The following is a 22,431-nucleotide window of genomic DNA, read 5'->3' on the forward strand; positions in this document are numbered from 1 at the left end:
AACGTAAACTTCGTCTATAAAAAACGTTCTGCGTACAATTGGTTTAGATGTAAGCAGAGATTTTACAATATTTGCAAAATCTGGCTGGTAATCAATGGACTATTTATTTATCTACGGAACTTTACTAATGCAGGAAAATCCCTGGGGGATGTATTTGTCTCAACAAAGCGAGATGGTATGCCAGGCAAAATTAAGCGGTTTTTTGTACGATGCAGGAGAATACCCCGGGGCTATTTATGTGCCGGAATCCGACTCATATATATACGGCTCGGTAATGACCTTACAGAACCCGGATGAAGCGCTGAGAATTATGGATCAATATGAAGGATTCGGTTCTGAAGAATCGCAGCCAAACGAGTTTATACGTAGAAAATTAGCAGTAAAAAGCGATATCGGGCCACTTACTTGCTGGGTTTACTTGTACAATTGGTCTACGCAGGGTCTGTCACGAATCAACAGCGGCGATTATCTTAAATTTCGTTTTGAAAACACATAAAAAATCCCCTGACAAACGCCAGAGGATTTAAATATATTGTTCTGTACAAACTAGGCTTTTACAGACTTTACTGTTTTTATAATACGTGCTGCAACTTTGTAAGGATCTGCAGCTGAGTTTGGACGACGATCTTCCAGATAGCCTTTCCATCCCCATTTAGGTACCTGGACAGGGATACGAATAGAGGCACCTCTATCAGATACTCCGTAAGAGAAATCGTGAATAGATGCAGTTTCGTGCTTACCCGTTAAACGCAAGTGATTGTCGGCACCATAAACATCAATATGTTCTTTAACAACCGGACGGAACGCTTCGCAAACTTTTTTGAAGACTTCCTCACTTCCCGCTGTTCTTAAAAGAGTATTAGAGAAGTTAGCATGCATACCAGAACCATTCCAATCTAACGTACCTAATGGTTTACAATGCCAGTTAATTGATACTCCGTATTTCTCACCAATTCTTTCCAGCAAATAACGGCCAATCCAGATCTGATCGCCTGCTTCTTTTGCACCTTTAGCAAAAATTTGGAATTCCCACTGACCGGCAGCAACTTCAGCATTGATACCTTCCACATTTAAACCTGCTTCAAGGCACACATCTAAATGCTCTTCAATAATATCTCTTCCATACGCATTTTGCGCCCCTACAGAGCAATAATACGGCCCTTGAGGTGCTGGATATCCATTTGTCGGAAAACCAAGAGGCTTGTTCGTTTCAATGTCCCATAGGAAATATTCTTGCTCAAAACCGAACCAAAAATCATTATCATCATCTTCAATTAACGCACGGCCATTACTTTCATGTGGAGAACCATCTGCATTCAATACTTCGCACATTACCAAATAACCTTCTTTACGTTGAGGGTCTGCACAGATATAAACAGGCTTCAAAAGACAATCAGAAGAACCGCCAAGTGCTTGCTCGGTTGAAGAACCATCAAAGCTCCACATCGGACAATCTTCTAACTTACCGCTGAAATCTTTCTCGATTTTTGTTTTGCTACGCAGGCTTTGCGTTGGTTTATAACCATCAAGCCAAATGTACTCTAGTTTTGCTGCCATTTTTTAGTGTTTGGGATAATCAGGTTGCAAATTTGCATTAAAAAATTAAATATTCAATGATTAATGGCACGAAATTATAATAATGTTTGATTTTTTTTAAAAAAACTTGATAATTTTTTAAAATATCCCAATTAATGCATAGAATGTATTTTTCCAAGGCTCAAAAAAACCATTTATAAACTTCTTACCATTGGTCGGGATAACGAGAAAAAAGAACCCCCAGAAAAAAAACCACAAAAAAAAGGCAAACTGTTAGCTTTTAACGGTTTGCCTTTTATCTAAGCAATTTCTGCTTAAAACAAGTTTTTGCTGCTGATTTCCTTGTCTATAGTGATAAATCCTGGATATTCGATTTTCTTATTTCCGAAATCCAAAGTCGGTTTAATCTTAATGGTAACGTTTCCCTTTCTCTCCTTTGTTTCGTCGCCCGAACCAATAATGAAATCGTACACCGCATCCATAGCCTTATCATCAGATAGAACTTCATACACATTCGAGTTAATATGCACCGGCACGGTGAAGGTCCCTCCGTGCGGACTAACAGCGATCTTTTGATTAACGAAGCCGCCGGCTATTTCCCGGTTTTTAACGAGAACCTTATACTCAAACTGGTTTATCGCCGCCAACCGGTCGCTTGGATTATTTATTACCAGGTTGACACGCCCACGCAAGGGAACGTTCTTTCTTAGCAAAGCCAGGGCAATACGGGGCATTTTTATAAGATCAACCTTATCCTTACCCAAAAACTCTTTTACATTTACGTTAGCTACTGTTATACTATCAACAGAGCTGATTTCGTACTTACAATCCTCCAGAGCTTTGATCTGACTGACCTGCTTGTTTAGTCCGGTGCACCCGAAAAAAGGAAGAATTGCTAAAGCCAGGAATGCTATTTTCTTCATCGTGTGTGTGTTTTAACCATAACGTATGAATTAATAGAAAGCGTACGTATGCCGAAATTGTTTCGGAAGAAGACCCTGAAAAACAAAGGTTTCGGACGCCGGTTCGCTTTCCCATGTCCGGTCAATGTCTGCTCTGTGTTATAATTAAAAAAATCCTAGGATTTCCGAACCATATTGTATACTTTAACGTACAAAATCATAGTAATTTAGCAATAAAACATGCCAGAAAATAAGATAACGATACTTTACGTGGATGATGAGGAGAATAATCTTGTTTCATTCAAAGCTAATTTCCGCATTAAATACAATGTACTCATAGCCTTAAGCGGCGACGAGGCGATCAGGATTATGCAGTCTAAGCATGTAGACATCATCATCACAGACCAAAGAATGCCCAACATGACCGGCGTTGAATTTTTGGAGAAAGTACTTGAGGTGAATCCCGACCCTATGCGCATTCTTTTAACCGGGTATGCAGACATGAGCGCTGTGGTTGATGCGGTAAACAAAGGCAAAATTTTTCATTATTTATCCAAACCCTGGAACGAAGAAGAGTTGGACATGACAATAAAACGTGCTTACGACGTTTACCAGGAAAGGATTAAGATCAAAGAAATGAATGAGAAACTTGTTGTATCGAACGATCAGTTTGAATTTCTTTTGAGACAGAAGCTTCTTTCATAATCATCAGGAAAAAAATCTACAGTTTTCTTGCAGCGACGATAATACCTCCGGACTTAAGGGCTTGTCGAATAAAAACTTGACTGAATCATAGCTTTTCATTGCCCCCATATCTTTTTTGTTCATAGAAGATGTAAACGCCACGATGTAGTATTTTTCCCTCACTTCGAAAGGCAGTTTTTCGAACTCTTCGACAAATTCGACACCGCTCATTATCGGCATCAGGATATCCACTAAAACAACGGTGGGTGTTTCTCCTTCAATAGAATTCGTTTTCTTAATATAATCCAGAGCGTCAGAAGCCCTTAAAAAGCTTTTTATTTTATTGCCAACCCCTGCATGCCGCACCAACTTTTCCGCTATGAAACAATCTAACTCGCTATCGTCAACAATTATAAAATTTACTTTCTTGTTTTCCATTTATTTATTAGGTATTGTAACTTTAAACACGGCTCCATCGCCCAGCACTGAACTTACTTTGATACCACCATTTAACTTTAATAAGGCATCTTTTACATTGTATAAGCCAAAACCTGATCCTGCATCCTGAGTACTTGCCCTAAAAAACAAATTAAATATCTCATTCAGGTAGTTTTCAGGGATACCGATACCATTATCCTTAACGTAAATGGTAGCCTGCCCTTTAGCCACTTCGATATTTAACTCAATCCATTTATTTTCGTTTTCCTGTTTTTGATACTTTATAGCGTTTGATAACAAGTTGTTAAGGATGAGCCTTAAAGTAATATCGTCACACCAAAAGGGTTCTTGCTGATTTATATTAACATTGAAATCAACCTTATTTGCTGAAATATTACCCTGGTGGATGTCTCTTAAATCTGTTACAATCTGCTCAAGATCGATTTCTTTTATCCGGAGCTCTCCTCTTTGCAGCGTATAATAGTCGTGCATACTTAGGATAAAGGTATCAAGCTTCTTCACCGAGTTTTCCATCAGAGCAAGCATCTCTTTGATTTCGGTTAGGTTATCTAAATGCCGTACCACTTTTATGGCTCCCATTACTCCCGATAGGGGTCCCCGTATGTCATGACTTACGCTGTAGGCGAATTTATCCAGCTCATTGTATGCCTTTTGAAGCTCTTCATTTTTAATTGCCAGCAAGCTGTTGGCGGTAAAAAATTTATGAGATTCTTCAATAGCAGAAATGATGTCAGCATCCGTCCAGGGCTTTTTAACATACCGGAAAATATGCCCTCTGTTTATCGCGTTGATTACTGCTTCGATATCAGAATACCCGGTAATAAGGATCCGGATGGGATGAGGAAACCAACTCCTGATCTCTTCAAAAAACTCCACACCGGTCTTATCTGGCATCCGCTGATCGCAGAATATGATGCGTATATCCGGATGTTTAGTCAGAATTTCAACTGCCTGAGACGTATTTTCGGCAACCAGGATGTTATAATCCATCCTAAACGATGCCTTAAAGCCTACAAGGTTGTTAAGCTCATCATCAACATACAGAATTTTAATTTTTTCGGGCATTTTAAGCTGAATTTACAATGGCTTTAAGACTATGTTGCTAAACTTCGAATCCACTATCAATTCTTTCGCTTGTAGAAAAGGTGTCATATGCTTATAAATAGAAGATGTCTTTTGTTATACCGGAACGAAAATACTTAAGTTTCAGATATTTTATTCATTATGGGCAAATCTATTATAAATTCCGTCCCCTGGCCTAAAAGTGAATCTACCCGGATATGTCCGTTATGTTTTTTGATAGTATTATAAGCGATGGACATTCCCAAACCCGTCCCTTCACCAACATTTTTCGTCGTGAAGAAAGGTTCAAATATCTTTCTACTGGTATTTTCATCCATTCCGGTACCGTTATCAGAAATATGAATATAGATACTTTCTGAATCAGATCTGGTGGTAATTTTTAATTCACCCTCTCCGGCTCCTTCGCCAAGCCTTGCAATTATGGCGTGAGTAGCATTGGAAATGATATTTAAAAATACCTGATTTAATTTTCCCGGATAACACTCGATCTTGGGAAGCTCTGCATAGGCTTTGGTAACCTTTATCCCGTTCAAAAGATTATTCGCAATAACGAGTGTTGATTCAATACCCTCGTGAATATCTGCAATCTTTAAATCGTCTTCATCTAATCTCGAAAAAACTCTAAGCCCCTTCACAATCTCCGCTGTTCTTGAAGCGCCTTCATTGATTCCTTTTAACAGATGTGAAATTTCGATCTTAAGATAATCGTAATCAATTTCTTCTTTATAATCTTCAATCTGCTTCTGTTTTTCCTCTACCGTAATACCCGACATACTCAGATTCTCCATAGTAGAAATAGCATCGATCAGAATATTTACATCGCGCTGGAGCGGGGCAACATTCGATGTGACGAAGTTAATCGGGTTATTTATCTCATGGGCAATACCAGCCGTAAGCTGACCAAGCGAAGCCATTTTTTCAGATTCAACCAATTGTATCTGCGCCTGCTTCAAATCGTCTAACGTAGTATTCAATTCCTCATTGGATGCCTCTAACTCCACAGTGCGCTCTTTTACTTTTTCTTCGAGAACTACATTTTGTTCGCGGATAATCCGCTCGTTTTCTTTGGCGATAGCCAGAGCCTCAGCTTGTGATGCTTCTTTTTCTTTTTTGAGAATATTGATTCTGTCTGCAAGACCGAAGGAAAGTAAGGCCATTTCGATTATAGACGCAGCCTGCATGGAATAGCTAGTGAAGGTGTTGTAAGGAAGAACCCCATAATCTTTCAAAGCAAAGATTATGGCTCCTGCTAAAAGAATCGACCAGGAAGAAAACACAAATCGACCGGGCCTGTACCCATTCTTCATTACAATATACGATACGACTAGAATACTGATCGCAAAAATACTAGTAGTAATCTGCATCAACTGAAAGCCAAATTGCTCCAGGCCGAAGCAGGTAACTACAAAGGCTATACTAAGAAGAAACATAATTACATACAGAACAATATGCGATCGCCTGGCATTCTGCTTCGTATGAAGGAACTTCTGGGTAAATAATAGCGCAGCAATGCCGCTGATACAACCAAAAAGAATAACACTCTTGACTTCAAACGCCGGATTATTTGGCCATAAGTATTGAAATGTAAACCCTTTTATTCCGAGTTGGGTTAGTCCTACGGAAGCAACATAGATTACATAGTAAATATAACTCCTATCCTGAACGGAAAAGAAAATGAAAAGATTATATAAAAACATTATCACTACCGCCCCCAGAAATATTCCTGAAATGGAGTTCTCCTTACTAAGTCCCTCCCAAAGCATAGTGGCGGAGCTTACAGAAATAGGTAGAATAAGATGCTCTGCACTCTTAATCCGCAAATAATACGTCCGGCTTTCATTTTTCGGCAAATCCAGATTGAATATATAATCGGGATGTTGATACCTCCGTTTTTTAAACTCAAGTATCTCTCCCATTAAAACCTTATTGTACGATCCGTCTGGCTCTGGCAAATAAAGTTCTACTTCATCTAGTATAGGATATGCGATATGTAAGAGTGCATTCTGAATGTTGCTTTCGTTTGCAAGAGTAAACCGCAGCCAAACACTTGTTGAAGATATCCCTAGATTAGGTACATCCTGCATGTTTTTTTGGAAATCGTTTGAGGCTTTAACCTCCTCAAATGTCATCTCCTTCGAAGATTTAAGCACCCAAAGATCCTTTCCAAGCAACTTTATTCCTGTTGCGTCAGAAAGTATTGTAGTGCCTTTGACGTTAGCAAACCATAACAAAAGAACAATTACAAAACCAGAATACTTTTTCATACTATTTGTACGCCGACACGATTACCAAATTGATTGAGCAAAGAAAACAGGCGTTGTGATCTGCCTTCTTAAGACTTTCTCTAAAAATATCACAGTCCGTATGCGTAATATAACCTTTCTCTGCAGCTTCGTTCAGAATTACCTCAAACCATAGGTATTCGTTTGCCTCGCTCAATGATCTCAAAATCACGGGAAATAACTCTATCTTAATATCCTTGTATTGCAACTCCGACAGATAGGTCGTAAGGTTACGAGCAGAGACTCCATTTTTTACTTTAACTTCAGTCAGATAATCACTGACCTTCTTTTCAATTAGAGTGTGACCAATATAAAACGACAAACTTCGCCAATCTGTTTCAACAACAACCAAAGGGCAATCTCTGCCAAGTACTCTATGAATCTCTCCTAAAACCTTTTCAGGTTCGTCAAGATGTTGTATCATTCGTTCGGTTCTCACACCGGTCACTGACTCAGTCTCAAATGCAAGTGGATAAGCTTCGGAAAGAACAAAGTCAACATTCTCTTTGCCAGCAGCTGACTGGCGCGCTCTTTTCAACATACTAGGATCGTGATCGATGCCTACAATTTTGGCATCTGGCCTCAATTCGGCCAGCCGGGCTACGTCAGAGCCAGTGCCGCAACCGAGATCTAGTATTAACCCAGCAGGCGACGTTTTAAATAACGAGTAAGAAGATTCTTTAATACCTTTTAATATTTGACCTGTACTCTCTAAATATGAACTATCGTAATGTTTATCAGACATGCTTTTTGTATTCTATAGGAAATTAATGTCATTTTCATCAACTACACCCTTAAACTTACGAACATTATTCCTGGCATTAATAATTACCTCCTCTAAGCTCCAGTTTTCAAGGTTTTCTATCTTTGTTTCATAGTGAATAGTTATCTCCTTTCTTCGCAGTTCTTCTACACGAATAATATTTAGGTTTTCTCGTATTTTAAATATTGCCGCCTTATCCTCCTCGTGTGCTTTGCTTAATACCGGAACATCCTTTACCACCATGGTAGTAGCTAAGAGATCAAGTTTTGGATAATAAAATGTTCCTTGGTTCCCAACCCTCCCTTCAAGTTCCATACCTACACATTCGCCTGGCTTAATAGTATAAGGAGCACAAAGGGCAAACAAAGACTGCAGTCCAATCTGGTATGAAATAGCAACTGCCGCACGAATAAGGAAAATACTTCCAATTCCGTAACCAGCAATTTCTCTTGAATTCCAGAGACCGCAGAGTTCACCGGTACCGCTTTCTGCATATTCTCCTATTATATCATAAATAGAAGGGTCTATCGCCCCGGTAGCTTCTTCAATAGGAAGGGGCGCACTCCCTCCTGCAACGTGCACCCGCGCTCCCCCATAAACCTTTTTTCTGTCTAAAGACTCTACAATTAATACAAATGCGGCAGGATTTTTCACCCACTCATTTTTGGCAGAGGTAATTTTTGTAATCCCAATACTAGTTAAAACGTGTGCATGTCCTTCGACAAACAACCGGCAGGCTTCCGGGTCGTCGATCGCCCTGAATGCCCGAAGTCTGACTACAGGTTTTTCCTTATTTAAATTAACTTCCATTTATATGCATAAAATGCAATTCAAAGCAATATACAAACAGCTTATCAATTCTCATATTGTTTTATGGAGCTACTCAACTTATAGTTTGTATTGCTCTCAAAATCAGGGAGGGGAAATTCTGAGAAAAACCAACAAAAAACAGGTTATTCTACAACCACCGGTTGGTTAGGGTCTCGCAATTCATCTTTTTCGGCCAGCAAAATTGTTTCGAAAGTTAGTGGATACCCGGTTGGCTGGCAGTTATAAAGACCGATTTTCCCAAACAAAATCGACCGCGACACCATTGATTAGGCAATAAGCGCCACCATAAGCGTTTATATTAAAACAACATCTATGAAAAAACAGGCTTTTATAATATTTACTCTCATCATTTTTGCTCAACTCGCTTTCGCTCAAAATGCTGATGACATTTTGGGAAAATGGCAAAGCGCTCATGGTAGCGGACAGATCCAGATTTATAAAAAAGGAAATTTATATTATGGGAAGATTGTATGGTTACGTGAACCAAACGATGATACGGGAAAACCCAAACGGGATATCAAAAATCCATCTCAAAATTTGCGATCACGGCCAATAGTTGGCCTCGACGTGTTACACGGTTTCAGTTACAAAAACAAGGGAATCTGGTCTGATGGCAAGATTTACGACCCTAAAAGTGGAAACACTTATAATTGTCAGATGACGTTGCAGGAAAAGAATAAGCTGAATATCAGGGCCTATTTTGGAATAAGCCTCTTAGGAAAAACAGAAACCTGGACAAGGGTTGAATCTTAAACAAATTACCTCTACACACCGAATTTCCGTAGTCTTAGGCCAAATGACATTAAAAAATAACGCCCCAAACGGTTAGTCTGCCTGTCTACGATAATATTATCGTAGACATCTCTCACAAAACCGGTATTTTGATTAAGCAAATCGAAACCCTGAATTCTAAAAGTTCCTGCATTTCCTTTTAGAAAGCGGTATTCTATAAATACGTTTGCAATCGTTGGGTTCTTTATTGCTGAATTGCTAAACCCACTATTAATACGCTTCGAAACTTCATATCCCAGCGTTAAGTCTTTAAAGAAGTAATTTTCTCCCTCTAACTGAAATTCTACGGTATTGGTCTTTCTATCGGTAGAGCTTTCCTGTGAAAACCGGGTACTGTTTACAGAATATGAAGTTCTGAATTCCAGATCAACTATATCCTTCAGATCTATCCCGAATTCAAGCCCCTGATTAATCACCAGGTTTTGAGCGATGTTTCTTGATATTACCCCGTCTCTGCCAATAAAAGCAATGTTATTATTAAAAGACGCTCCGCCATCCCAGGTAATAGTGTACTTTCTTTCAGAAAATGGCTTCGAATAAGCATAATTACCTCTCAAACTGTAAAAACCATCCGTGTTAGTATAACTGGTGAGCTGATTAGAGGTATTATCTACCTGAACCTTGGTAGTCACGATTTTATTTTGCGTCCGACTAAACTCAAGATTTGTGTACAGGGTGTGCCCCGATTTCCAATCAGACTGGTTATACTCCATATTTAGGCCATGCACGAACTCCGGCTTTAAGTTAGGGTTACCAGTAACCGTATTCTGCAAGTTAGAGTTGTCTGTAAGCGGTTGCAACTGGTTAAACCCTGGCTGATTATTACGGCCATTATAATTTACAGAAAGAGATTTTTGCTTATTGAAGCGGTACACGAAGCGCGCAGTAGGAACAAGATTAATGGTTTTGTTATCAGTACGTAATCCTTTATTAATATTCTGACCTTCCAACTGTGCCTGTTGAGCCCCAAAACCCAGTGTATAGTTATACTTTTGATGAAGATACCTGTAATTTAAACTCAGCCTGTTAGTTGTAAACTGATATTCAAAATCGTTACTTAAGTTTGGATTTGGTATTGCCAGATCATTCTCCACATCTTCGGTATAACGGTTTGTTTTTGTATTCGATCTGCTCCAATTATAACTAAGTTCAACAAAAGACTGTTTACCGATTGGTTCCATATACGACAAATTAGAACTGGTTCTTATATTTTCGTTCGAATTATCGATCAACTGATATTGGTTCCTGGTCGAGTCGCGCCCAATACTATCGGTAATTATATAATCGTTTTGAACATCCCTTGACCCCTCTCCCGCATTATAGTTCACTGCAGCAAATAAACTTATATTCCGGCCCTTCTTTAAAAATTTATGATTCAGAAAAATATTTGTCCCTATGTTTCCGGATAAGGAGTTGCCAAATGAGCGGCTTGATCGCTCTGTGATCTCTTTTATATTTGTTTGATTGATAAAGGACGTACCTAAACTGGTATTAGCTGAATTATCAAAAGATCCATAGGGCGATATCTTAATATAGTTTAAGGTATCAAGTGTATATTCAAAATTTCCCCAGAAATTATGTCCGTTACTCCTGTTTGAATTATCACTTAGCCGATCTTCAAAGCGACCGAAGCCAAAATTCTGTGTATACTCAGATCCGAAAGTGTTATTATCCCGGTTTCTAAACGAGTACCCGCCATCTACCGAAACTTTTTCATTGAATTTGTTCCTGTAATTTACGCCGATGTGTTTTGAATCGGTAGTACCATCTCCTCCACCGCCGCGTAAATTGGTGTTATTCATGGTACCGTTAACCGAAATCTGCTGCTCGCCTCTAAAGAAATTTGCACGCATGCTGGCAAGGTATCTCTCTTGATTACCCATTCCACCCGTACCGCGGGCAAAATATCCCCTCTTTTTATCCTCGTCGATATTGATGTTAAGTATCTTCTCGGACTCACCGGTTTTTATTCCGGTTAATTTAGCCTGATCTCCATAGTCGTCAATAACCTGCAGGTTTTTTACAATGTCGGCCGGAAGATTCTGAATCGCCGTAGCTACATCAGCGCCGAAAAAATCCTTCCCGTTAACCCGTACCTTCGTGATCGGCTTGCCTTGCGTTGTAACATTACCGTCTTTATCAACAGCAACGCCGGGAAGCTTCTTCAAGACCGCATCTACCGACGAGCCTTCACGTACCGCAAATGATTTTGCATTGAACTCCAGGGTATCTTCTTTAATCTTTACTGGTGTAACTGCTGTGATAACCACCGCATTTAAATTGTTACTGGCCTCGCCTAACTTAATTGCCGGAATAATTATTTCCTTCACATCGGGAGAGAAGTTATAGGTCTTTATAAAGCTCTGAAAACTTATAAAAGAAGCGCTGAGAGTAAATTGGTTGGATTTAACATTTCTAAAAACATAACTTCCATCTGTATCAGCGATAGCTGCGATACTGTCTGCTTGAAATTTCAATCTGACGATGGCTCCGGTTAGCGGGAGGCCGCTGGAGTCCTGTACTACTCCTTTCACAAGATACTGAGCATTTGCCAGACTTATTTGAAAGATTATAAACAGGAGGAAACAGAACTTTTTCATTGGACCTAGTGTGTACCGCAAAATTAGGGCATCTGTTTCAAACTACTTGCAAAGTAATCAAGATGTTACTCCTTCCGTTATCAATTTCCCAACAAAACAAAGCCTAGCTTGATAAATTTTAAACAAACAAATATCAACACTAGCACTTCGCTCTAAGCAATGCTCAGCTGGCTTTGTTGTATTCTGCGTCGTAAATTATTTCCCTCAGGTTTTGTGGAGATAAAGGTTTGATATAATAACCGTTGAGACTACCATTGTTAATTCGCCGGTCAACACGTTCGATAGACGAAGAACAGAGATAATGGCGCGTGGTCTTGTGCAGACTTTTTTTCAGGATATCATATTGTTCCAGATATTGCCATCCGCTTAACCCCGGCATACGGAGGTCCAGCAAAAGAATATCCGGCAATGCAGCAGCGTTATTATAGTTTTTTCTCATGTACTTTAACGCATCAAAGCCGTTTGAGAAATCGATAAACCGATAAGAAGGGCAGGTTAAAAGAATGATTTTTTTATAAATATATCTGTCAAGGTCGTCGTTGTCAATAACTGCTATCAGCCCGTGGTTCATGCCCTGTTATACTGCTTAAGGCAAAAAAGGTTTACACATATTTTAGAACTTTTTGACGAATTTAAAGTTATCTATATATTAAAAAACATGTACCAATGAAGCTTAACGATTTCTTCAAACTCTCTGTTGATGAGCAGGTTGAAACTGCCTCAAAAGGAGAATTTTTAGGCGAAAGGGAAGCAAAGCCATACCTGATATTCCTGTTCAATATCGGCAACTTTTATGCGGAAATATTCTACGATGAAATAAAGAATAAAATTACCCGGGTAAAACCATTTAAGACAGTCCGCATCCTGGAACCCTATCTCGAAAAAATGGACATAGAACAACTGTATTAACCCCGCTTATAAACTACGGAGCCAGCCTATCACCCAGCCCACAAGAGCAATAACGATTAAAGCGATTGTAAAGCCTCTTAGATAGACAAGAGCTTTAGGGATTTTTTTATAGAAAAACATCATATTTCATAAATCGATGGATATTCCTACGAAAGTTTTCGACTTTTGTTTCCTACAAATACTATCTTAGACACCTATGCAGGATTTGATCAAGCTTAAAACACTTCAGAGCAATTACCAGGAAAAATTTGCCGTCGTATTAAAACTTCAGGAAGAACTGGGCATTTCAGGGAGTGAAACTACAGATTCTCCGGAATACCTAGTCGCCAAAGAAGAATGGCTTAAGGCTGGCAATGAATTAAAACTCCATCTTGAACAATACCAGTAATTTCAAAGTCAATATGGACGAACAAACTATTATTCCAAGGGATGACTCCGGCAAGGTTTACATACAAAACAATACAATGGTTTGGGAGGTGGATTCTAAAAGCATGCTTGAAATCAACATCCCGGCCATCTGCATAATTGGAGAATACACCACTATGCACGCAGTTTTCCGGAACGATTGGTTTATAGTGTTTGTTTTAAATGCCGAAGAAACGTTTCAAATTTCGGCATATGCAAACGGAATGCAGGAGGTATTGCAGCAACTATCACAATTACTTAAAGCAGAAATTAAACCAAAGCTTGGTTCGGCTACAAACTTTAAAAGTAATGTGGTCTGGCCGGCAGAAATCTCCGGTCAGGAGTTATATCGGTTACAAATTATTGAGTCAAAAACCTGGTTCGACAGATTTAGGGCAAGACTGGGTTTTGGCGACCCGGTTGAGCTTGTATTTAGTGATTCTGTAAAAGAATCACTCGTTTAGCTTTAACTGCGTTTTTCTATTTCCCTTCCCAATTCGTCGGCAGAGATATTCAAAGGGTCTGAAGATTGAAGCGAAAACTCCCAAAGGCCGTCTGGGGTTTTACCCAGCATTGCAGATTTGCCTCTGGAAGTGACAGAATAATATCCCGGATGCAAACCAGGCTCCAGCAAATACTCAATCCCCCGAATAATGATCTTATTTCGTTCCATTTACAGTAAATACAACGATTCATGGTTTTGTTTAGGGAAAAAAGAAGCAAAAAAAAAGCATCCCTGAAAGGGATGCTTTACGATATATATCAGTGCTGTTTAGCTAACTTTCACATTTACCGCGTTTAGGCCTTTTCTACCTTGCTCTACATCGTAGCTCACGGTGTCATTCTCGCGAATGTTGTCAATTAGGCCTGAAGAATGAACGAAGATTTCGCTACCACCATTACTTGGTGTGATGAATCCGAAACCTTTAGTTTCATTAAAAAATTTTACTGTTCCTTGTTGCATTACTTAATTATTTATGTATAGATATAAAGGTACGCTTAAAAAAATAGAAACAGGCATATATTTTACTTTATTAAATTGTGTGACACTGTTATGAGACTAACTTAGCGCCATGGAAACCCAGAACGCTAACAACCACAAACGGTATTACTATCCCCATCATTTCGTTTTTTACCCGGTGTGTTTAACTTTAATTGCACTAAGCATCGACAAGTTCGCCGACAATTCCGAACTGAAATTTGTATACGCACTATTTACAGCCACTTTTATCTTAATTGCCTGGTTGTCTTTTATGACGCGCCAACACTACGCCATGATGTCTCAGAACCGGACCATCCGTTTAGAAATGCGTTTAAGATATTATCAGATTACCCACGAGCGTTTCGAGCCGATTGAACAAAAACTAAATTTCGGTCAATTGGCAGCATTACGTTTCGCTTCCGACGAGGAGCTTCCTGCACTTATAGAGCGTACAGTAACGAAAAATCTTTCTCCGCGCGAGATAAAAAATCAAATACAAACCTGGCTGCCCGACCACATGCGTATTTAAAAATGTAAAGGTTCATTAAAACTATGTCTGCGCCTGTCAGTTCTACATTAAACACGTTACATGGAAGACGAAGAAAAAATAATCTCTGCACCTGGAGAAAAAGAACTGTGGGATGAGGTTACCGCTGATTTCAGAACTGACCCCGACCCGCTCGAATATCATGCTGTATTAGAACTACGGGAAAGAAGGGTTATTCTCGAGATTTTCAACAATCATGCACTCGGGTTTGAAGCTGTGGCTTATACCGTTTTTTCGTCCTATCTGTTCGGGAGAAGCGAATTCCGTTTTTCGATCTACAACCAGGGTTTTACCGATGAAATAGGGAAGTTTTTCGGCATGCAGGATGTTGTTCTGGGTTACCGGCAATTTGATGAGCGATTTGTAGTTAAGACCAATAATCAGCAAAAGCTTTTTGAATTATTTTCCGATATAAAAACCCGGGATCTTTTAACCTTTCTGCCCGACCTCTCATTCGGTATTGTTGAATATACCATGGATGATGCAGATGGAAAAGCACCTTTTCTGGAGCTGAAAATAGAAAAAGCTATTACTGACACAGCACAGCTAAGAAGCATTTATAACACGTTCTGTTCGGTGCTGCTTTCTCTGGAAGTAACCTGAATTACCTTTAAGAGGTCTTACGCGCCTTTTTGTTCCGGTCTTCGTAAAAAGGAACAATGATACAAAGCACTAATAAGGCAACGATAAAGATGTAGATATCAAGGTGACTTTTTCCAGAATTGGTACCAGCTGTATTGCTTAGATCGCTATCCACCGGATTTCCAACTGCGAAAACGTTAACAGCAAACAAGGCAAACATCAAGGTTAATACCGGAGTAAGTACAACAACTTTCTTAACTAATTTCATGATCTCTTTGGCAATTACAAAATAAATGCAATGCTATCAAAAAAAGTTTGTTTGACCTAATCTTTTTCAAAAAGCCCTATCGCTATAGCAAGCGATGGCACAGAAATTGCAAAACCCTTGTTATCAACAAATAACACTATGGAAACGACTGAACATCTTCAAAAGTTAGGCGAAGAGACTTTATATCTGGAAACAATCTATCTCAATTTAAAAATAGAAAAAGCTTTACAGGGCGACGATTTTACCAAAGACGAGTTACTAGCTGAAGCAGAAAGCCTTTGGAAAGAAATCGACAGCGAGTATTTTGACTTTTTAACCTTCCTGCAAAATAATCATAAAGATGCAGCCTAAAATGGTGCGATAGATAAGCTTGTTCGAATCTGTCGCACCCCTTTGTTTTAACAGGCAATTCTGATCGAGAACTATCAACAATCCATTCCTTATAAAAGTCAGATTTATATTTCAAAATCCTAAATCCTCTTATCTTTGTTCATGCCTTACAAAGAACGCGACATAACCAAACGTTACCACACCATGGGCGAGGTAACGGAAATGTTTAATGTTAATGCTTCTCAGATACGTTTTTATGAGAAAGAGTTCGATATTTTGCAGCCTAAAAAAAATAAAAAAGGCAACCGGCTTTTCACACCCGAAGATGTCGAGAATCTAAAGATCATTTTTCATCTCGTAAAAGACAAAGGTTTTACTTTGCAGGGAGCCCGGGAATACCTGAAAAACAATAAATCGGAGGTGAAGGAAAACCAGAAGGTAATTGATTCCCTTGAACGTCTGAAACAATTTCTTTTAGAGGTCAAAGAACAACTTTAGGTTTTTTTCCTTTATAAAACTATGCTCAAAGTTCTGTTTGTTATTAATCCCCGTGCCGGAAATCGTGAAGGGGGAAGTCTGGAACTCTCTATTTCTGAAGAGTCAAGAACCCAGGGCTTTGAATATTTAATCTACCGGCTTCAGAGCAGTAATGAAGAAAAAAACATAAAAAAAGAGATCGCAGCCTATTCACCCGATATCGTCGCTGTAGCGGGTGGAGATGGCACCGTAAATCTGCTGGCAAAGATTTTAAATAGCGAGGAGATGCCACTTTTAATAGTTCCGCTTGGCTCGGCAAACGGAATGGCGAGAGAATTAAAAATTAGCAATCGCCCCGAAAGCTCGCTGGCCCTTATAACCAGCGGTATTCAAAAGAAAATAGACCTGCTGAGCATAAATGGAAATATTTGTATTCACCTGGGCGACGTAGGACTAAACGCCAGCATTGTAAAACGATTTGAAAAAGACCCTAAACGGGGTTTATGGACCTATGCCAGGCATCTTTTTAAAGAACTTTTCTTAATTGACGACTACAAATTCAATATCAACGTCGACAATCAGCAAATAAAAAGGAGAGCGGTATCAGTAACCTTCGCAAACGCGTCAAAATATGGTACTGGTGCAGTAATTAATCCCTTAGGAAAGCTTGATGATGGCAAATTTGAGCTGGTGATTATCAAACCATTTCCCAAAATACACCTTTTGTCTATTACCTGGAAAATGTTTGTTGGCCGGTTACAAACCTCAGAGTTTGTAGAGGTGTTAAGCTGCGAAAAAGCGGTTATTCAAACTTCCAAAAAAACCACATTACAGATTGACGGCGAGATAATTGGAAAAACTAAAGAAATTAACGTCGAAGTTCTGCCATCTGCCCTTACCATTATTGTACCTTCAGAGTACTAATCAGGGGAATTATTTTTTCTTTTTTTAATGAAACTTATGCGTCAATCAGCAGTATTAGTTTCGCTTTAATTTAAAAATTCCCGTTTAGACTTAAGTACCTGATATTATCAATTTTAGAAAACTGTTTCAGTTCTGAGAGGTTAAATAATTAACATTTGCTTCATTCTAATTTCACCATATGAGATAGAATTCTACCTTCTAAATTAAGTATGTATGGAATCGGTAAACAAAGGAACTGCACTTATAACGGGTGCCAGTAGTGGTATTGGCTATCATCTTACCAGATTGTTTGCCAAAGACGGGTATGACCTGGTGCTTGTGGCTAGAACGGCAGAAAATTTAAGCCGATTGTCTGAGGAGCTCGCCTCGGAGTTTAGTACTCGACGTATAACTGTCGTCCCCAAAGATCTTTCTATTCCAAATGCAGCGGCCGAGGTTTATCAGGAGACAAAAAAGCAGGGCATTGACGTGAATATCCTGGTTAACGATGCAGGTATAGGCCAGAGAGGTTTTTTTTGGGATATAGATTTCAGCAAATATCAAGAGATCATCAATCTTAATATTTTAGCTGTGGTTCAGTTAACGCAACTTTATTTAAATGATATGCGCGAACGAAATGAGGGAAGAATCCTGAACCTTGCCTCTATAGCTGCTTATCAGCCAACACCAATGCTGGCGGTTTACGCGGCAAGCAAGGCCTTTATACTTTCGCTTAGCGACGCATTGATAAACGAGTTAAAAGACACCAATATCACCGTAACATCTCTAATCCCAGGCCCTACGGACACAGATTTCTTTAACAAAGCAGATATGGAGCACACAGTAGCCGCTTCAATGGCCGACGATGCAGAGAAAGTAGCTAAGGAAGGTTATGAAGCGCTGATGAAAGGCGAACATCACGTAGTAGCAACTGCAAAAGTAGGCGCACAAGCAGCCATTAGTACGGTAATGCCGAATGAACTTGTTTCGAAAATGGCACGCAAATACATGGAAGAAGACAAATCTAAATAACCTTAATATCTATTAATATGGCCAAAACAAAAACAGGATACGTTCCTCCAAAGGGTAAACCTTCGGGCAGCGGACGTGAGACACACGGATTAAAAGATGCATTCGCAGTGAATGATTTAGAAACAGACAATGAATTAGCAGAAAAGTACACCGATGGCGAGGATGAACCTTCGGCAAATGTGAATTTAAGACATAAAAACAGGAATCTTAACAAAGGTGAGGAGAATAATGACAATAGCCTTAAAGCTTAAATTATGGATGTAATTTCAAAAGATGAATTCAAAGAACTCGCTAACCATCAGGCTGATGGTTGCGTGAGTATATACATACCAACCCATTCTTCGGGTGTAGAGGTAAACGAAAAGTATGACACGCTCGTATTTAAAAATAATGTTCAGAAAGCGAGGGTTCAGCTAACAGGTAAAGGGTATGATGTAAGGAAGGTTGATGCCATTCTTGCGCCTGCAGTAGAACTCATCAGAGACGAAGAATTCTGGAACAACCAGTCGAAGGGGCTTGCAGTGTTCATGTCGGAGAAGTTTTTTAAAATGTACCAGTTACCCTTATCTGTTAAAGAAGAGGTTTTAGTAAACAGCTCTTTTCTACTGACCCCTCTTCTTCCCGTGATGGAAAGAAGACACCGCTTTTATCTGCTGGTATTAAGCAAGCATGCCTGCAAATTCTATGAAGGCGATCAGTTCGAAATGAAAAAGCTCGAAATAGCTGAACTTCCTACCGGGATGGACGATGTTGTTCCCTTTGAGCTCAAAGAAGCCAGACAGATCCACCGTCGGGCGGGCGCAGCAGCCGGGTCCGCGGCTTCTGTCGGTGCAAGCTTTCATGGACATGGCTCGGGTTTATCTGATGAGGATGAATATTTGCTTCAATATTTAAAGGAAGTTGATCAAACCCTCTGGACAGAAGTATTGCATAACCAGCATGTACCTCTTGTACTCGCATCGGTAGATTATGAAATAGCTTATTATAAGCAAATTTCAAACTACAAGCATATTTCGGAAGTGAGCCTGACTGGAAACTATGAACATGAAGACAGGCAAAGTTTATATCTTAAAGTAAAAGATAAACTTGCGCCATATTTCAGGGAGTACAGTAACGATGCCCTGAAAAATTACTATAACAACTCTGCAAAAGAACTAACTACTTCCATTCCGGAAGAGGTTATTCCGGCAGCATATTTCTCGCAGGTTTCTGATCTTTTTGTTCAGAAAGACCAGCGTATATGGGGAAAGTTTGACGAAAACAATAATTCTATCACTATCAACGAACAAAAACAGGAGGACGATGAGTGCCTTATTAATAAGGCAATTATTAAAACTTTGATGAATGGAGGCGAAGTGCATATGCTCGAAAAAGAGAAAATGCCAGCCGATACACCAATTGCTGCATTTATGCGCTATTCGTTGTAAGCCGAATCATCAAACAAAAAGAGGGCGTCTTCTGGGACGCCCTCTTTTGCTTACTCTTTTACAGCACTAATTCGTTTGACTATTCCCTATCAGCAAAACCTCAATTATCTGTTGGATCAGAGCTACCCTTAACTTCTTTGTTAATAGCCTTCGCCGAATCCAGATGCATTTTCAACTTAGGTAAATGTTTTGCGGCAAATGCCCTCAAATCGGGTTGGTCATCCTCTTTTGCCATATCTTCGAATTTATCGATGTCTTTACGATGCATCGAAAGCATCATTTTGATATATTTTTTATCGAAGCCGACACCATTCTCCTTTTTTAAATCGGCAATTTCATCTATGTGCCCGCTCTCCATAACTTGTATGGACATCATATTTTTAGCGGCAGCAAGAGCCTTCAGCTCATCGCCGGCAGCCGTATGATCCTTGACCATCATCGCGCCGAAAGCTTTAACCCTTGAGTTTGAGGCCTGCGCCTGAGCCAGCTTTCCAAGTTCTACTTCCATGGCACCACTGTTTAAAGCTTCGTCAATAAACCGTTTCGCATCCTCATCAACCTGAGTGGTGGCAATAGTGTCGTTCATAACACTGTCGGCGCCTGCATCGTTATTCTGAGTGCCTGAATTATTGCACCCTAAAATAAGAGCCGCGATTGGCAAGAAAAACATCTTTTTCATAGTGAATCTTTTTAAATAGGTTTTCTAATAGCTAAAGCCTTTTGCAAAAAAATCAGAAATTGAAGAGTCATCCTTTTGCACTTTTTTTCTGGTAAGCTTCCAAACAATCGCAAAAGCAGCAACGGCTCCTATCAAAGCTACAGCTGCTATAAGCTCTGGATTGTTCACCCGCTTTGGGATGTACTGAACGCCATTTTTATTGGCCCTGGCCGGCTCTTTAACGTACCTGCCATACTTTGGAACGGCTTCTTCTTCAAAATTGTCTGCCAAATTATTAAGCGAGGTTGTCAACTCTTCTCCGTACATCGGGTAACCATGGCCGGTAGCAGCGGCATGGGGCCTTAAATCCCGCAATTTTTCTACCGACTCGCGTGCAGCAATCCAATCAACTGTAAAGTATTTAGGCGGACCGGAGAGAATATGCTTTTGTGTCATCACAGAAAATGCCGATTCCTGTTTAGTGGTAACAAAAGCATCTGCAGATATAAGTGTACGATCGAGCTCGCGAAAAAGAGCTATCTGGCCCGGCGAGTGGCCCGGTACATGGATAAATTGCCAATCGGGAAGTTCGGGAACTGCCGTAGTGTGTGCCGCAAATCTGCGAACTTTATTTCCAAGATCTTTGGGCTTTTTAGGAAAGGTCCATGACATTAGGCTCATCAAACCTCCGCCCACCATCGGATCGGGAGGTGGATAAGATGAGATCCCTTTTAGATATGGAAGTTCCAGGTAGTGTGCATAAACCGGCGTGCTCCAGGTTTCAAGCAGTTCTTCCAGAGCGCCCACATGGTCGAAATGGCCATGAGTAAGGATAATGGCTGAGGGCTTTGTACCTTCCCCGAATATATCTTCGGCCATCCGGACGATTTTTTCTCCAGAACCCTTAAGGCCCGCATCCACCAAAACCCAGTTATTTCCTGCGTTTTCCCCGGCGGCAATAATATAAACATTTACAAATACTATTTTCATCCCCCATACGCCAGACGAGACTTTGTAGTATTCCAGTCCAGAGCTTTTAATTGGAGTATATTCAGCGTTTTTAAGAATTTCCATAGGTTGAGTTGTTAGTTATAACTGCCTATAGAACAACAAGCCCGGGCACAAGGTTTAAAATAGTTTGGGTGGAAATTATTTGAGAGTCAGGAATTTGGCTCTCAAACAATTTAAGCCAGATGAAAAAACCCCTGGATAACGGTAACAGCTTTTCCGGCAAATAACACTCTGTCTCCTTTATGTTTTACACGAACTTCTCCTCCCCTAACCGAAGCCTGGTAAGCAAACATTTCCGTTTTGTTTAACCGCTTAGACCAATATGTGGCCAGGCAACAGTGCGAAGATCCGGTAACGGGATCTTCGTCGACACCATGAGCAGGCGCAAATGTTCTTGAGATAAAGTCGTAATCAGATGCAGAATCTCCCCGCGAAGTAATCACCACTCCCTCATAATCTTTCAATACTTTGAAATCGGGATTACATTGATACACATCATTAACAGAAGCGAGCTCAACGATAAATCTGGTCTCAGAAAAAGCAACATTAACGGCCTGCACATCCAGGGCAGCTAAGGCTTTTTCCGGCATCACTTTCCCGGATTCAAATGAAGCAGGAAAATCAAGTTCAATCCAATCGTCCGACTGGACGGCAGTGAGTAAACCGCTCTTAGTGTAAAAAGAGGCCGCTTCTCCTGGCGTTAACAATCCCTCCTGCCATAAGATATGAGCAGAAGCCAGAGTAGCATGACCGCAAAGATCAACCTCGACTGTCGGTGTAAACCACCGTAACCCAAATCCGTCTGTCCTTTTAACTATGAAAGCCGTCTCCGAGAGGTTGTTTTCTGCTGCTATAGCAAGCATCGTTTCATCGGGAAGCTCATCGTATAGCAAGCACACTGCTGCCGGATTACCCTTAAATTGAGTATCGGCAAAGGCATCTACCTGGAAAAATCTGATTTTATTCAT

The 22,431-nt window shown here is 40.0% G+C and carries 29 protein-coding genes; 14 read left to right on the top strand and 15 right to left on the bottom strand.

Going from position 1 to position 22,431, the window contains the following annotated elements:
• The first annotated feature begins 94 nt into the window (after positions 1 to 94).
• Positions 95 to 496 (top strand): gamma-glutamylcyclotransferase family protein, encoded by a 402-nt coding sequence (locus J3P43_RS08515; protein WP_255901194.1) that lies wholly within the window; start codon positions 95 to 97, stop codon positions 494 to 496.
• A 50-nt stretch (positions 497 to 546) separates the two neighbouring features.
• Here the strand turns inward: J3P43_RS08515 and J3P43_RS08520 are convergent, their stop codons facing one another.
• Together J3P43_RS08520 and J3P43_RS08525 are read right to left on the bottom strand one after the other, a co-directional pair.
• Positions 547 to 1,557 (bottom strand): glutamine synthetase beta-grasp domain-containing protein, encoded by a 1,011-nt coding sequence (locus J3P43_RS08520; RefSeq protein WP_255901195.1) that lies wholly within the window; start codon positions 1,555 to 1,557, stop codon positions 547 to 549.
• Positions 1,558 to 1,850: 293 nt separating this feature from the next.
• Positions 1,851 to 2,459, bottom strand: coding sequence for a hypothetical protein (locus J3P43_RS08525; protein WP_255901197.1), 609 nt, complete (start codon positions 2,457 to 2,459; stop codon positions 1,851 to 1,853).
• 219 nt (positions 2,460 to 2,678) lie between these two features.
• On the opposite strand from J3P43_RS08525, the gene J3P43_RS08530 reads away from it, so the two are divergent.
• Positions 2,679 to 3,143 carry a response regulator gene (locus J3P43_RS08530; RefSeq protein ID WP_255901198.1) on the top strand — a complete coding sequence of 155 codons (465 nt, stop codon included), beginning with the start codon at positions 2,679 to 2,681 and terminating at the stop codon, positions 3,141 to 3,143.
• A gap of 3 nt (positions 3,144 to 3,146) precedes the next feature.
• Here the strand turns inward: J3P43_RS08530 and J3P43_RS08535 are convergent, their stop codons facing one another.
• The 5 genes from J3P43_RS08535 to J3P43_RS08555 all read right to left on the bottom strand — a co-directional run bounded on the left by J3P43_RS08535 (position 3,147) and on the right by J3P43_RS08555 (position 8,519).
• Positions 3,147 to 3,560: a response regulator gene (locus J3P43_RS08535; RefSeq protein WP_255901199.1), complete on the bottom strand. Its 414-nt coding sequence runs from the start codon at positions 3,558 to 3,560 to the stop codon at positions 3,147 to 3,149.
• Positions 3,561 to 4,646, bottom strand: coding sequence for a sensor histidine kinase (locus tag J3P43_RS08540; RefSeq protein ID WP_255901200.1), 1,086 nt, complete (start codon positions 4,644 to 4,646; stop codon positions 3,561 to 3,563).
• A gap of 134 nt (positions 4,647 to 4,780) precedes the next feature.
• On the bottom strand, positions 4,781 to 6,928 hold the full coding sequence (locus tag J3P43_RS08545; protein WP_255901202.1) for a sensor histidine kinase: 2,148 nt from the start codon (positions 6,926 to 6,928) through the stop codon (positions 4,781 to 4,783).
• A gap of 1 nt (position 6,929) precedes the next feature.
• Positions 6,930 to 7,691, bottom strand: coding sequence for a methyltransferase domain-containing protein (locus J3P43_RS08550; RefSeq protein WP_255901203.1), 762 nt, complete (start codon positions 7,689 to 7,691; stop codon positions 6,930 to 6,932).
• Between the two features lie 12 nt (positions 7,692 to 7,703).
• On the bottom strand, positions 7,704 to 8,519 hold the full coding sequence (locus J3P43_RS08555) for a hypothetical protein (protein WP_255901204.1): 816 nt from the start codon (positions 8,517 to 8,519) through the stop codon (positions 7,704 to 7,706).
• Between the two features lie 333 nt (positions 8,520 to 8,852).
• Here J3P43_RS08555 and J3P43_RS08560 point away from each other — a divergent pair, with 333 nt between their 5' ends.
• Complete coding sequence (locus J3P43_RS08560; protein WP_255901206.1) at positions 8,853 to 9,293, top strand: DUF2147 domain-containing protein; 441 nt, start codon at positions 8,853 to 8,855, stop codon at positions 9,291 to 9,293.
• Between the two features lie 11 nt (positions 9,294 to 9,304).
• Here J3P43_RS08560 and J3P43_RS08565 read toward each other — a convergent pair whose 3' ends face one another.
• Together J3P43_RS08565 and J3P43_RS08570 are read right to left on the bottom strand one after the other, a co-directional pair.
• Positions 9,305 to 11,932 (bottom strand): outer membrane beta-barrel protein, encoded by a 2,628-nt coding sequence (locus J3P43_RS08565; RefSeq protein ID WP_255901207.1) that lies wholly within the window; start codon positions 11,930 to 11,932, stop codon positions 9,305 to 9,307.
• Between the two features lie 163 nt (positions 11,933 to 12,095).
• Positions 12,096 to 12,503 (bottom strand): response regulator, encoded by a 408-nt coding sequence (locus tag J3P43_RS08570; protein WP_255901209.1) that lies wholly within the window; start codon positions 12,501 to 12,503, stop codon positions 12,096 to 12,098.
• 95 nt (positions 12,504 to 12,598) lie between these two features.
• Here J3P43_RS08570 and J3P43_RS08575 point away from each other — a divergent pair, with 95 nt between their 5' ends.
• The 3 genes from J3P43_RS08575 (at position 12,599) to J3P43_RS08585 (ending at position 13,710) form a co-directional block, all read left to right on the top strand.
• Positions 12,599 to 12,841 carry a hypothetical protein gene (locus J3P43_RS08575; RefSeq protein ID WP_255901212.1) on the top strand — a complete coding sequence of 81 codons (243 nt, stop codon included), beginning with the start codon at positions 12,599 to 12,601 and terminating at the stop codon, positions 12,839 to 12,841.
• Positions 12,842 to 13,037: 196 nt separating this feature from the next.
• A complete protein-coding gene (locus J3P43_RS08580; protein ID WP_255901214.1) occupies positions 13,038 to 13,229 on the top strand; it encodes a hypothetical protein in 192 nt (63 codons plus the stop codon).
• Between the two features lie 13 nt (positions 13,230 to 13,242).
• Positions 13,243 to 13,710, top strand: coding sequence for a hypothetical protein (locus J3P43_RS08585; protein WP_255901216.1), 468 nt, complete (start codon positions 13,243 to 13,245; stop codon positions 13,708 to 13,710).
• A gap of 2 nt (positions 13,711 to 13,712) precedes the next feature.
• On the opposite strand, the gene J3P43_RS08590 is transcribed toward J3P43_RS08585, so the two are convergent.
• Together J3P43_RS08590 and J3P43_RS08595 are read right to left on the bottom strand one after the other, a co-directional pair.
• Positions 13,713 to 13,919: a hypothetical protein gene (locus J3P43_RS08590; RefSeq protein ID WP_255901218.1), complete on the bottom strand. Its 207-nt coding sequence runs from the start codon at positions 13,917 to 13,919 to the stop codon at positions 13,713 to 13,715.
• A gap of 99 nt (positions 13,920 to 14,018) precedes the next feature.
• Positions 14,019 to 14,210: a cold-shock protein gene (locus tag J3P43_RS08595; protein WP_255901219.1), complete on the bottom strand. Its 192-nt coding sequence runs from the start codon at positions 14,208 to 14,210 to the stop codon at positions 14,019 to 14,021.
• A gap of 109 nt (positions 14,211 to 14,319) precedes the next feature.
• On the opposite strand from J3P43_RS08595, the gene J3P43_RS08600 reads away from it, so the two are divergent.
• The gene (locus J3P43_RS08600; protein ID WP_255901220.1) at positions 14,320 to 14,757 is read left to right on the top strand and encodes a DUF6526 family protein; all 438 of its coding nucleotides are present in this window, start codon (positions 14,320 to 14,322) and stop codon (positions 14,755 to 14,757) included.
• Between the two features lie 60 nt (positions 14,758 to 14,817).
• Positions 14,818 to 15,378: a hypothetical protein gene (locus J3P43_RS08605; RefSeq protein WP_255901222.1), complete on the top strand. Its 561-nt coding sequence runs from the start codon at positions 14,818 to 14,820 to the stop codon at positions 15,376 to 15,378.
• A gap of 7 nt (positions 15,379 to 15,385) precedes the next feature.
• Here the strand turns inward: J3P43_RS08605 and J3P43_RS08610 are convergent, their stop codons facing one another.
• On the bottom strand, positions 15,386 to 15,625 hold the full coding sequence (locus J3P43_RS08610) for a hypothetical protein (protein ID WP_255901223.1): 240 nt from the start codon (positions 15,623 to 15,625) through the stop codon (positions 15,386 to 15,388).
• A gap of 138 nt (positions 15,626 to 15,763) precedes the next feature.
• Here J3P43_RS08610 and J3P43_RS08615 point away from each other — a divergent pair, with 138 nt between their 5' ends.
• The 6 genes from J3P43_RS08615 (at position 15,764) to J3P43_RS08640 (ending at position 19,794) form a co-directional block, all read left to right on the top strand.
• Positions 15,764 to 15,976 carry a hypothetical protein gene (locus tag J3P43_RS08615; protein ID WP_255901224.1) on the top strand — a complete coding sequence of 71 codons (213 nt, stop codon included), beginning with the start codon at positions 15,764 to 15,766 and terminating at the stop codon, positions 15,974 to 15,976.
• 141 nt (positions 15,977 to 16,117) lie between these two features.
• Positions 16,118 to 16,453 carry a MerR family transcriptional regulator gene (locus tag J3P43_RS08620; protein ID WP_255901225.1) on the top strand — a complete coding sequence of 112 codons (336 nt, stop codon included), beginning with the start codon at positions 16,118 to 16,120 and terminating at the stop codon, positions 16,451 to 16,453.
• Positions 16,454 to 16,474: 21 nt separating this feature from the next.
• On the top strand, positions 16,475 to 17,356 hold the full coding sequence (locus J3P43_RS08625; protein ID WP_255901227.1) for a diacylglycerol/lipid kinase family protein: 882 nt from the start codon (positions 16,475 to 16,477) through the stop codon (positions 17,354 to 17,356).
• 213 nt (positions 17,357 to 17,569) lie between these two features.
• The gene (locus J3P43_RS08630; RefSeq protein ID WP_255901228.1) at positions 17,570 to 18,367 is read left to right on the top strand and encodes an SDR family NAD(P)-dependent oxidoreductase; all 798 of its coding nucleotides are present in this window, start codon (positions 17,570 to 17,572) and stop codon (positions 18,365 to 18,367) included.
• 17 nt (positions 18,368 to 18,384) lie between these two features.
• Positions 18,385 to 18,618: a hypothetical protein gene (locus J3P43_RS08635; protein ID WP_255901230.1), complete on the top strand. Its 234-nt coding sequence runs from the start codon at positions 18,385 to 18,387 to the stop codon at positions 18,616 to 18,618.
• Between the two features lie 3 nt (positions 18,619 to 18,621).
• The gene (locus tag J3P43_RS08640; RefSeq protein ID WP_255901232.1) at positions 18,622 to 19,794 is read left to right on the top strand and encodes a baeRF7 domain-containing protein; all 1,173 of its coding nucleotides are present in this window, start codon (positions 18,622 to 18,624) and stop codon (positions 19,792 to 19,794) included.
• A 100-nt stretch (positions 19,795 to 19,894) separates the two neighbouring features.
• Here J3P43_RS08640 and J3P43_RS08645 read toward each other — a convergent pair whose 3' ends face one another.
• The 3 genes from J3P43_RS08645 to J3P43_RS08655 form a co-directional block, all read right to left on the bottom strand.
• Entirely contained in the window at positions 19,895 to 20,473 is a 579-nt protein-coding gene (locus J3P43_RS08645; protein WP_255901233.1) for a DUF4142 domain-containing protein, read from the bottom strand.
• Positions 20,474 to 20,497: 24 nt separating this feature from the next.
• On the bottom strand, positions 20,498 to 21,526 hold the full coding sequence (locus J3P43_RS08650) for an MBL fold metallo-hydrolase (protein ID WP_255901234.1): 1,029 nt from the start codon (positions 21,524 to 21,526) through the stop codon (positions 20,498 to 20,500).
• 110 nt (positions 21,527 to 21,636) lie between these two features.
• Complete coding sequence (locus J3P43_RS08655) at positions 21,637 to 22,431, bottom strand: PhzF family phenazine biosynthesis protein (protein WP_255901236.1); 795 nt, start codon at positions 22,429 to 22,431, stop codon at positions 21,637 to 21,639.

This window comes from Paradesertivirga mongoliensis, assembly GCF_024436395.1.
GTDB classification, from domain to species: domain Bacteria; phylum Bacteroidota; class Bacteroidia; order Sphingobacteriales; family Sphingobacteriaceae; genus Paradesertivirga; species Paradesertivirga mongoliensis.

Bases quoted from the DNA above. Each gene is read 5' to 3' on its own strand.
- J3P43_RS08515 (WP_255901194.1), top strand. From the start codon at position 95: ATGGACTATTTATTTATCTACGGAACTTTACTAATGCAGGAAAATCCC.
- J3P43_RS08520 (WP_255901195.1), bottom strand. From the start codon at position 1,557: ATGGCAGCAAAACTAGAGTACATTTGGCTTGATGGTTATAAACCAACG.
- J3P43_RS08525 (WP_255901197.1), bottom strand. From the start codon at position 2,459: ATGAAGAAAATAGCATTCCTGGCTTTAGCAATTCTTCCTTTTTTCGGG.
- J3P43_RS08530 (WP_255901198.1), top strand. From the start codon at position 2,679: ATGCCAGAAAATAAGATAACGATACTTTACGTGGATGATGAGGAGAAT.
- J3P43_RS08535 (WP_255901199.1), bottom strand. From the start codon at position 3,560: ATGGAAAACAAGAAAGTAAATTTTATAATTGTTGACGATAGCGAGTTA.
- J3P43_RS08540 (WP_255901200.1), bottom strand. From the start codon at position 4,646: ATGCCCGAAAAAATTAAAATTCTGTATGTTGATGATGAGCTTAACAAC.
- J3P43_RS08545 (WP_255901202.1), bottom strand. From the start codon at position 6,928: ATGAAAAAGTATTCTGGTTTTGTAATTGTTCTTTTGTTATGGTTTGCT.
- J3P43_RS08550 (WP_255901203.1), bottom strand. From the start codon at position 7,691: ATGTCTGATAAACATTACGATAGTTCATATTTAGAGAGTACAGGTCAA.
- J3P43_RS08555 (WP_255901204.1), bottom strand. From the start codon at position 8,519: ATGGAAGTTAATTTAAATAAGGAAAAACCTGTAGTCAGACTTCGGGCA.
- J3P43_RS08560 (WP_255901206.1), top strand. From the start codon at position 8,853: ATGAAAAAACAGGCTTTTATAATATTTACTCTCATCATTTTTGCTCAA.
- J3P43_RS08565 (WP_255901207.1), bottom strand. From the start codon at position 11,932: ATGAAAAAGTTCTGTTTCCTCCTGTTTATAATCTTTCAAATAAGTCTG.
- J3P43_RS08570 (WP_255901209.1), bottom strand. From the start codon at position 12,503: ATGAACCACGGGCTGATAGCAGTTATTGACAACGACGACCTTGACAGA.
- J3P43_RS08575 (WP_255901212.1), top strand. From the start codon at position 12,599: ATGAAGCTTAACGATTTCTTCAAACTCTCTGTTGATGAGCAGGTTGAA.
- J3P43_RS08580 (WP_255901214.1), top strand. From the start codon at position 13,038: ATGCAGGATTTGATCAAGCTTAAAACACTTCAGAGCAATTACCAGGAA.
- J3P43_RS08585 (WP_255901216.1), top strand. From the start codon at position 13,243: ATGGACGAACAAACTATTATTCCAAGGGATGACTCCGGCAAGGTTTAC.
- J3P43_RS08590 (WP_255901218.1), bottom strand. From the start codon at position 13,919: ATGGAACGAAATAAGATCATTATTCGGGGGATTGAGTATTTGCTGGAG.
- J3P43_RS08595 (WP_255901219.1), bottom strand. From the start codon at position 14,210: ATGCAACAAGGAACAGTAAAATTTTTTAATGAAACTAAAGGTTTCGGA.
- J3P43_RS08600 (WP_255901220.1), top strand. From the start codon at position 14,320: ATGGAAACCCAGAACGCTAACAACCACAAACGGTATTACTATCCCCAT.
- J3P43_RS08605 (WP_255901222.1), top strand. From the start codon at position 14,818: ATGGAAGACGAAGAAAAAATAATCTCTGCACCTGGAGAAAAAGAACTG.
- J3P43_RS08610 (WP_255901223.1), bottom strand. From the start codon at position 15,625: ATGAAATTAGTTAAGAAAGTTGTTGTACTTACTCCGGTATTAACCTTG.
- J3P43_RS08615 (WP_255901224.1), top strand. From the start codon at position 15,764: ATGGAAACGACTGAACATCTTCAAAAGTTAGGCGAAGAGACTTTATAT.
- J3P43_RS08620 (WP_255901225.1), top strand. From the start codon at position 16,118: ATGCCTTACAAAGAACGCGACATAACCAAACGTTACCACACCATGGGC.
- J3P43_RS08625 (WP_255901227.1), top strand. From the start codon at position 16,475: ATGCTCAAAGTTCTGTTTGTTATTAATCCCCGTGCCGGAAATCGTGAA.
- J3P43_RS08630 (WP_255901228.1), top strand. From the start codon at position 17,570: ATGGAATCGGTAAACAAAGGAACTGCACTTATAACGGGTGCCAGTAGT.
- J3P43_RS08635 (WP_255901230.1), top strand. From the start codon at position 18,385: ATGGCCAAAACAAAAACAGGATACGTTCCTCCAAAGGGTAAACCTTCG.
- J3P43_RS08640 (WP_255901232.1), top strand. From the start codon at position 18,622: ATGGATGTAATTTCAAAAGATGAATTCAAAGAACTCGCTAACCATCAG.
- J3P43_RS08645 (WP_255901233.1), bottom strand. From the start codon at position 20,473: ATGAAAAAGATGTTTTTCTTGCCAATCGCGGCTCTTATTTTAGGGTGC.
- J3P43_RS08650 (WP_255901234.1), bottom strand. From the start codon at position 21,526: ATGGAAATTCTTAAAAACGCTGAATATACTCCAATTAAAAGCTCTGGA.
- J3P43_RS08655 (WP_255901236.1), bottom strand. From the start codon at position 22,431: ATGAATAAAATCAGATTTTTCCAGGTAGATGCCTTTGCCGATACTCAA.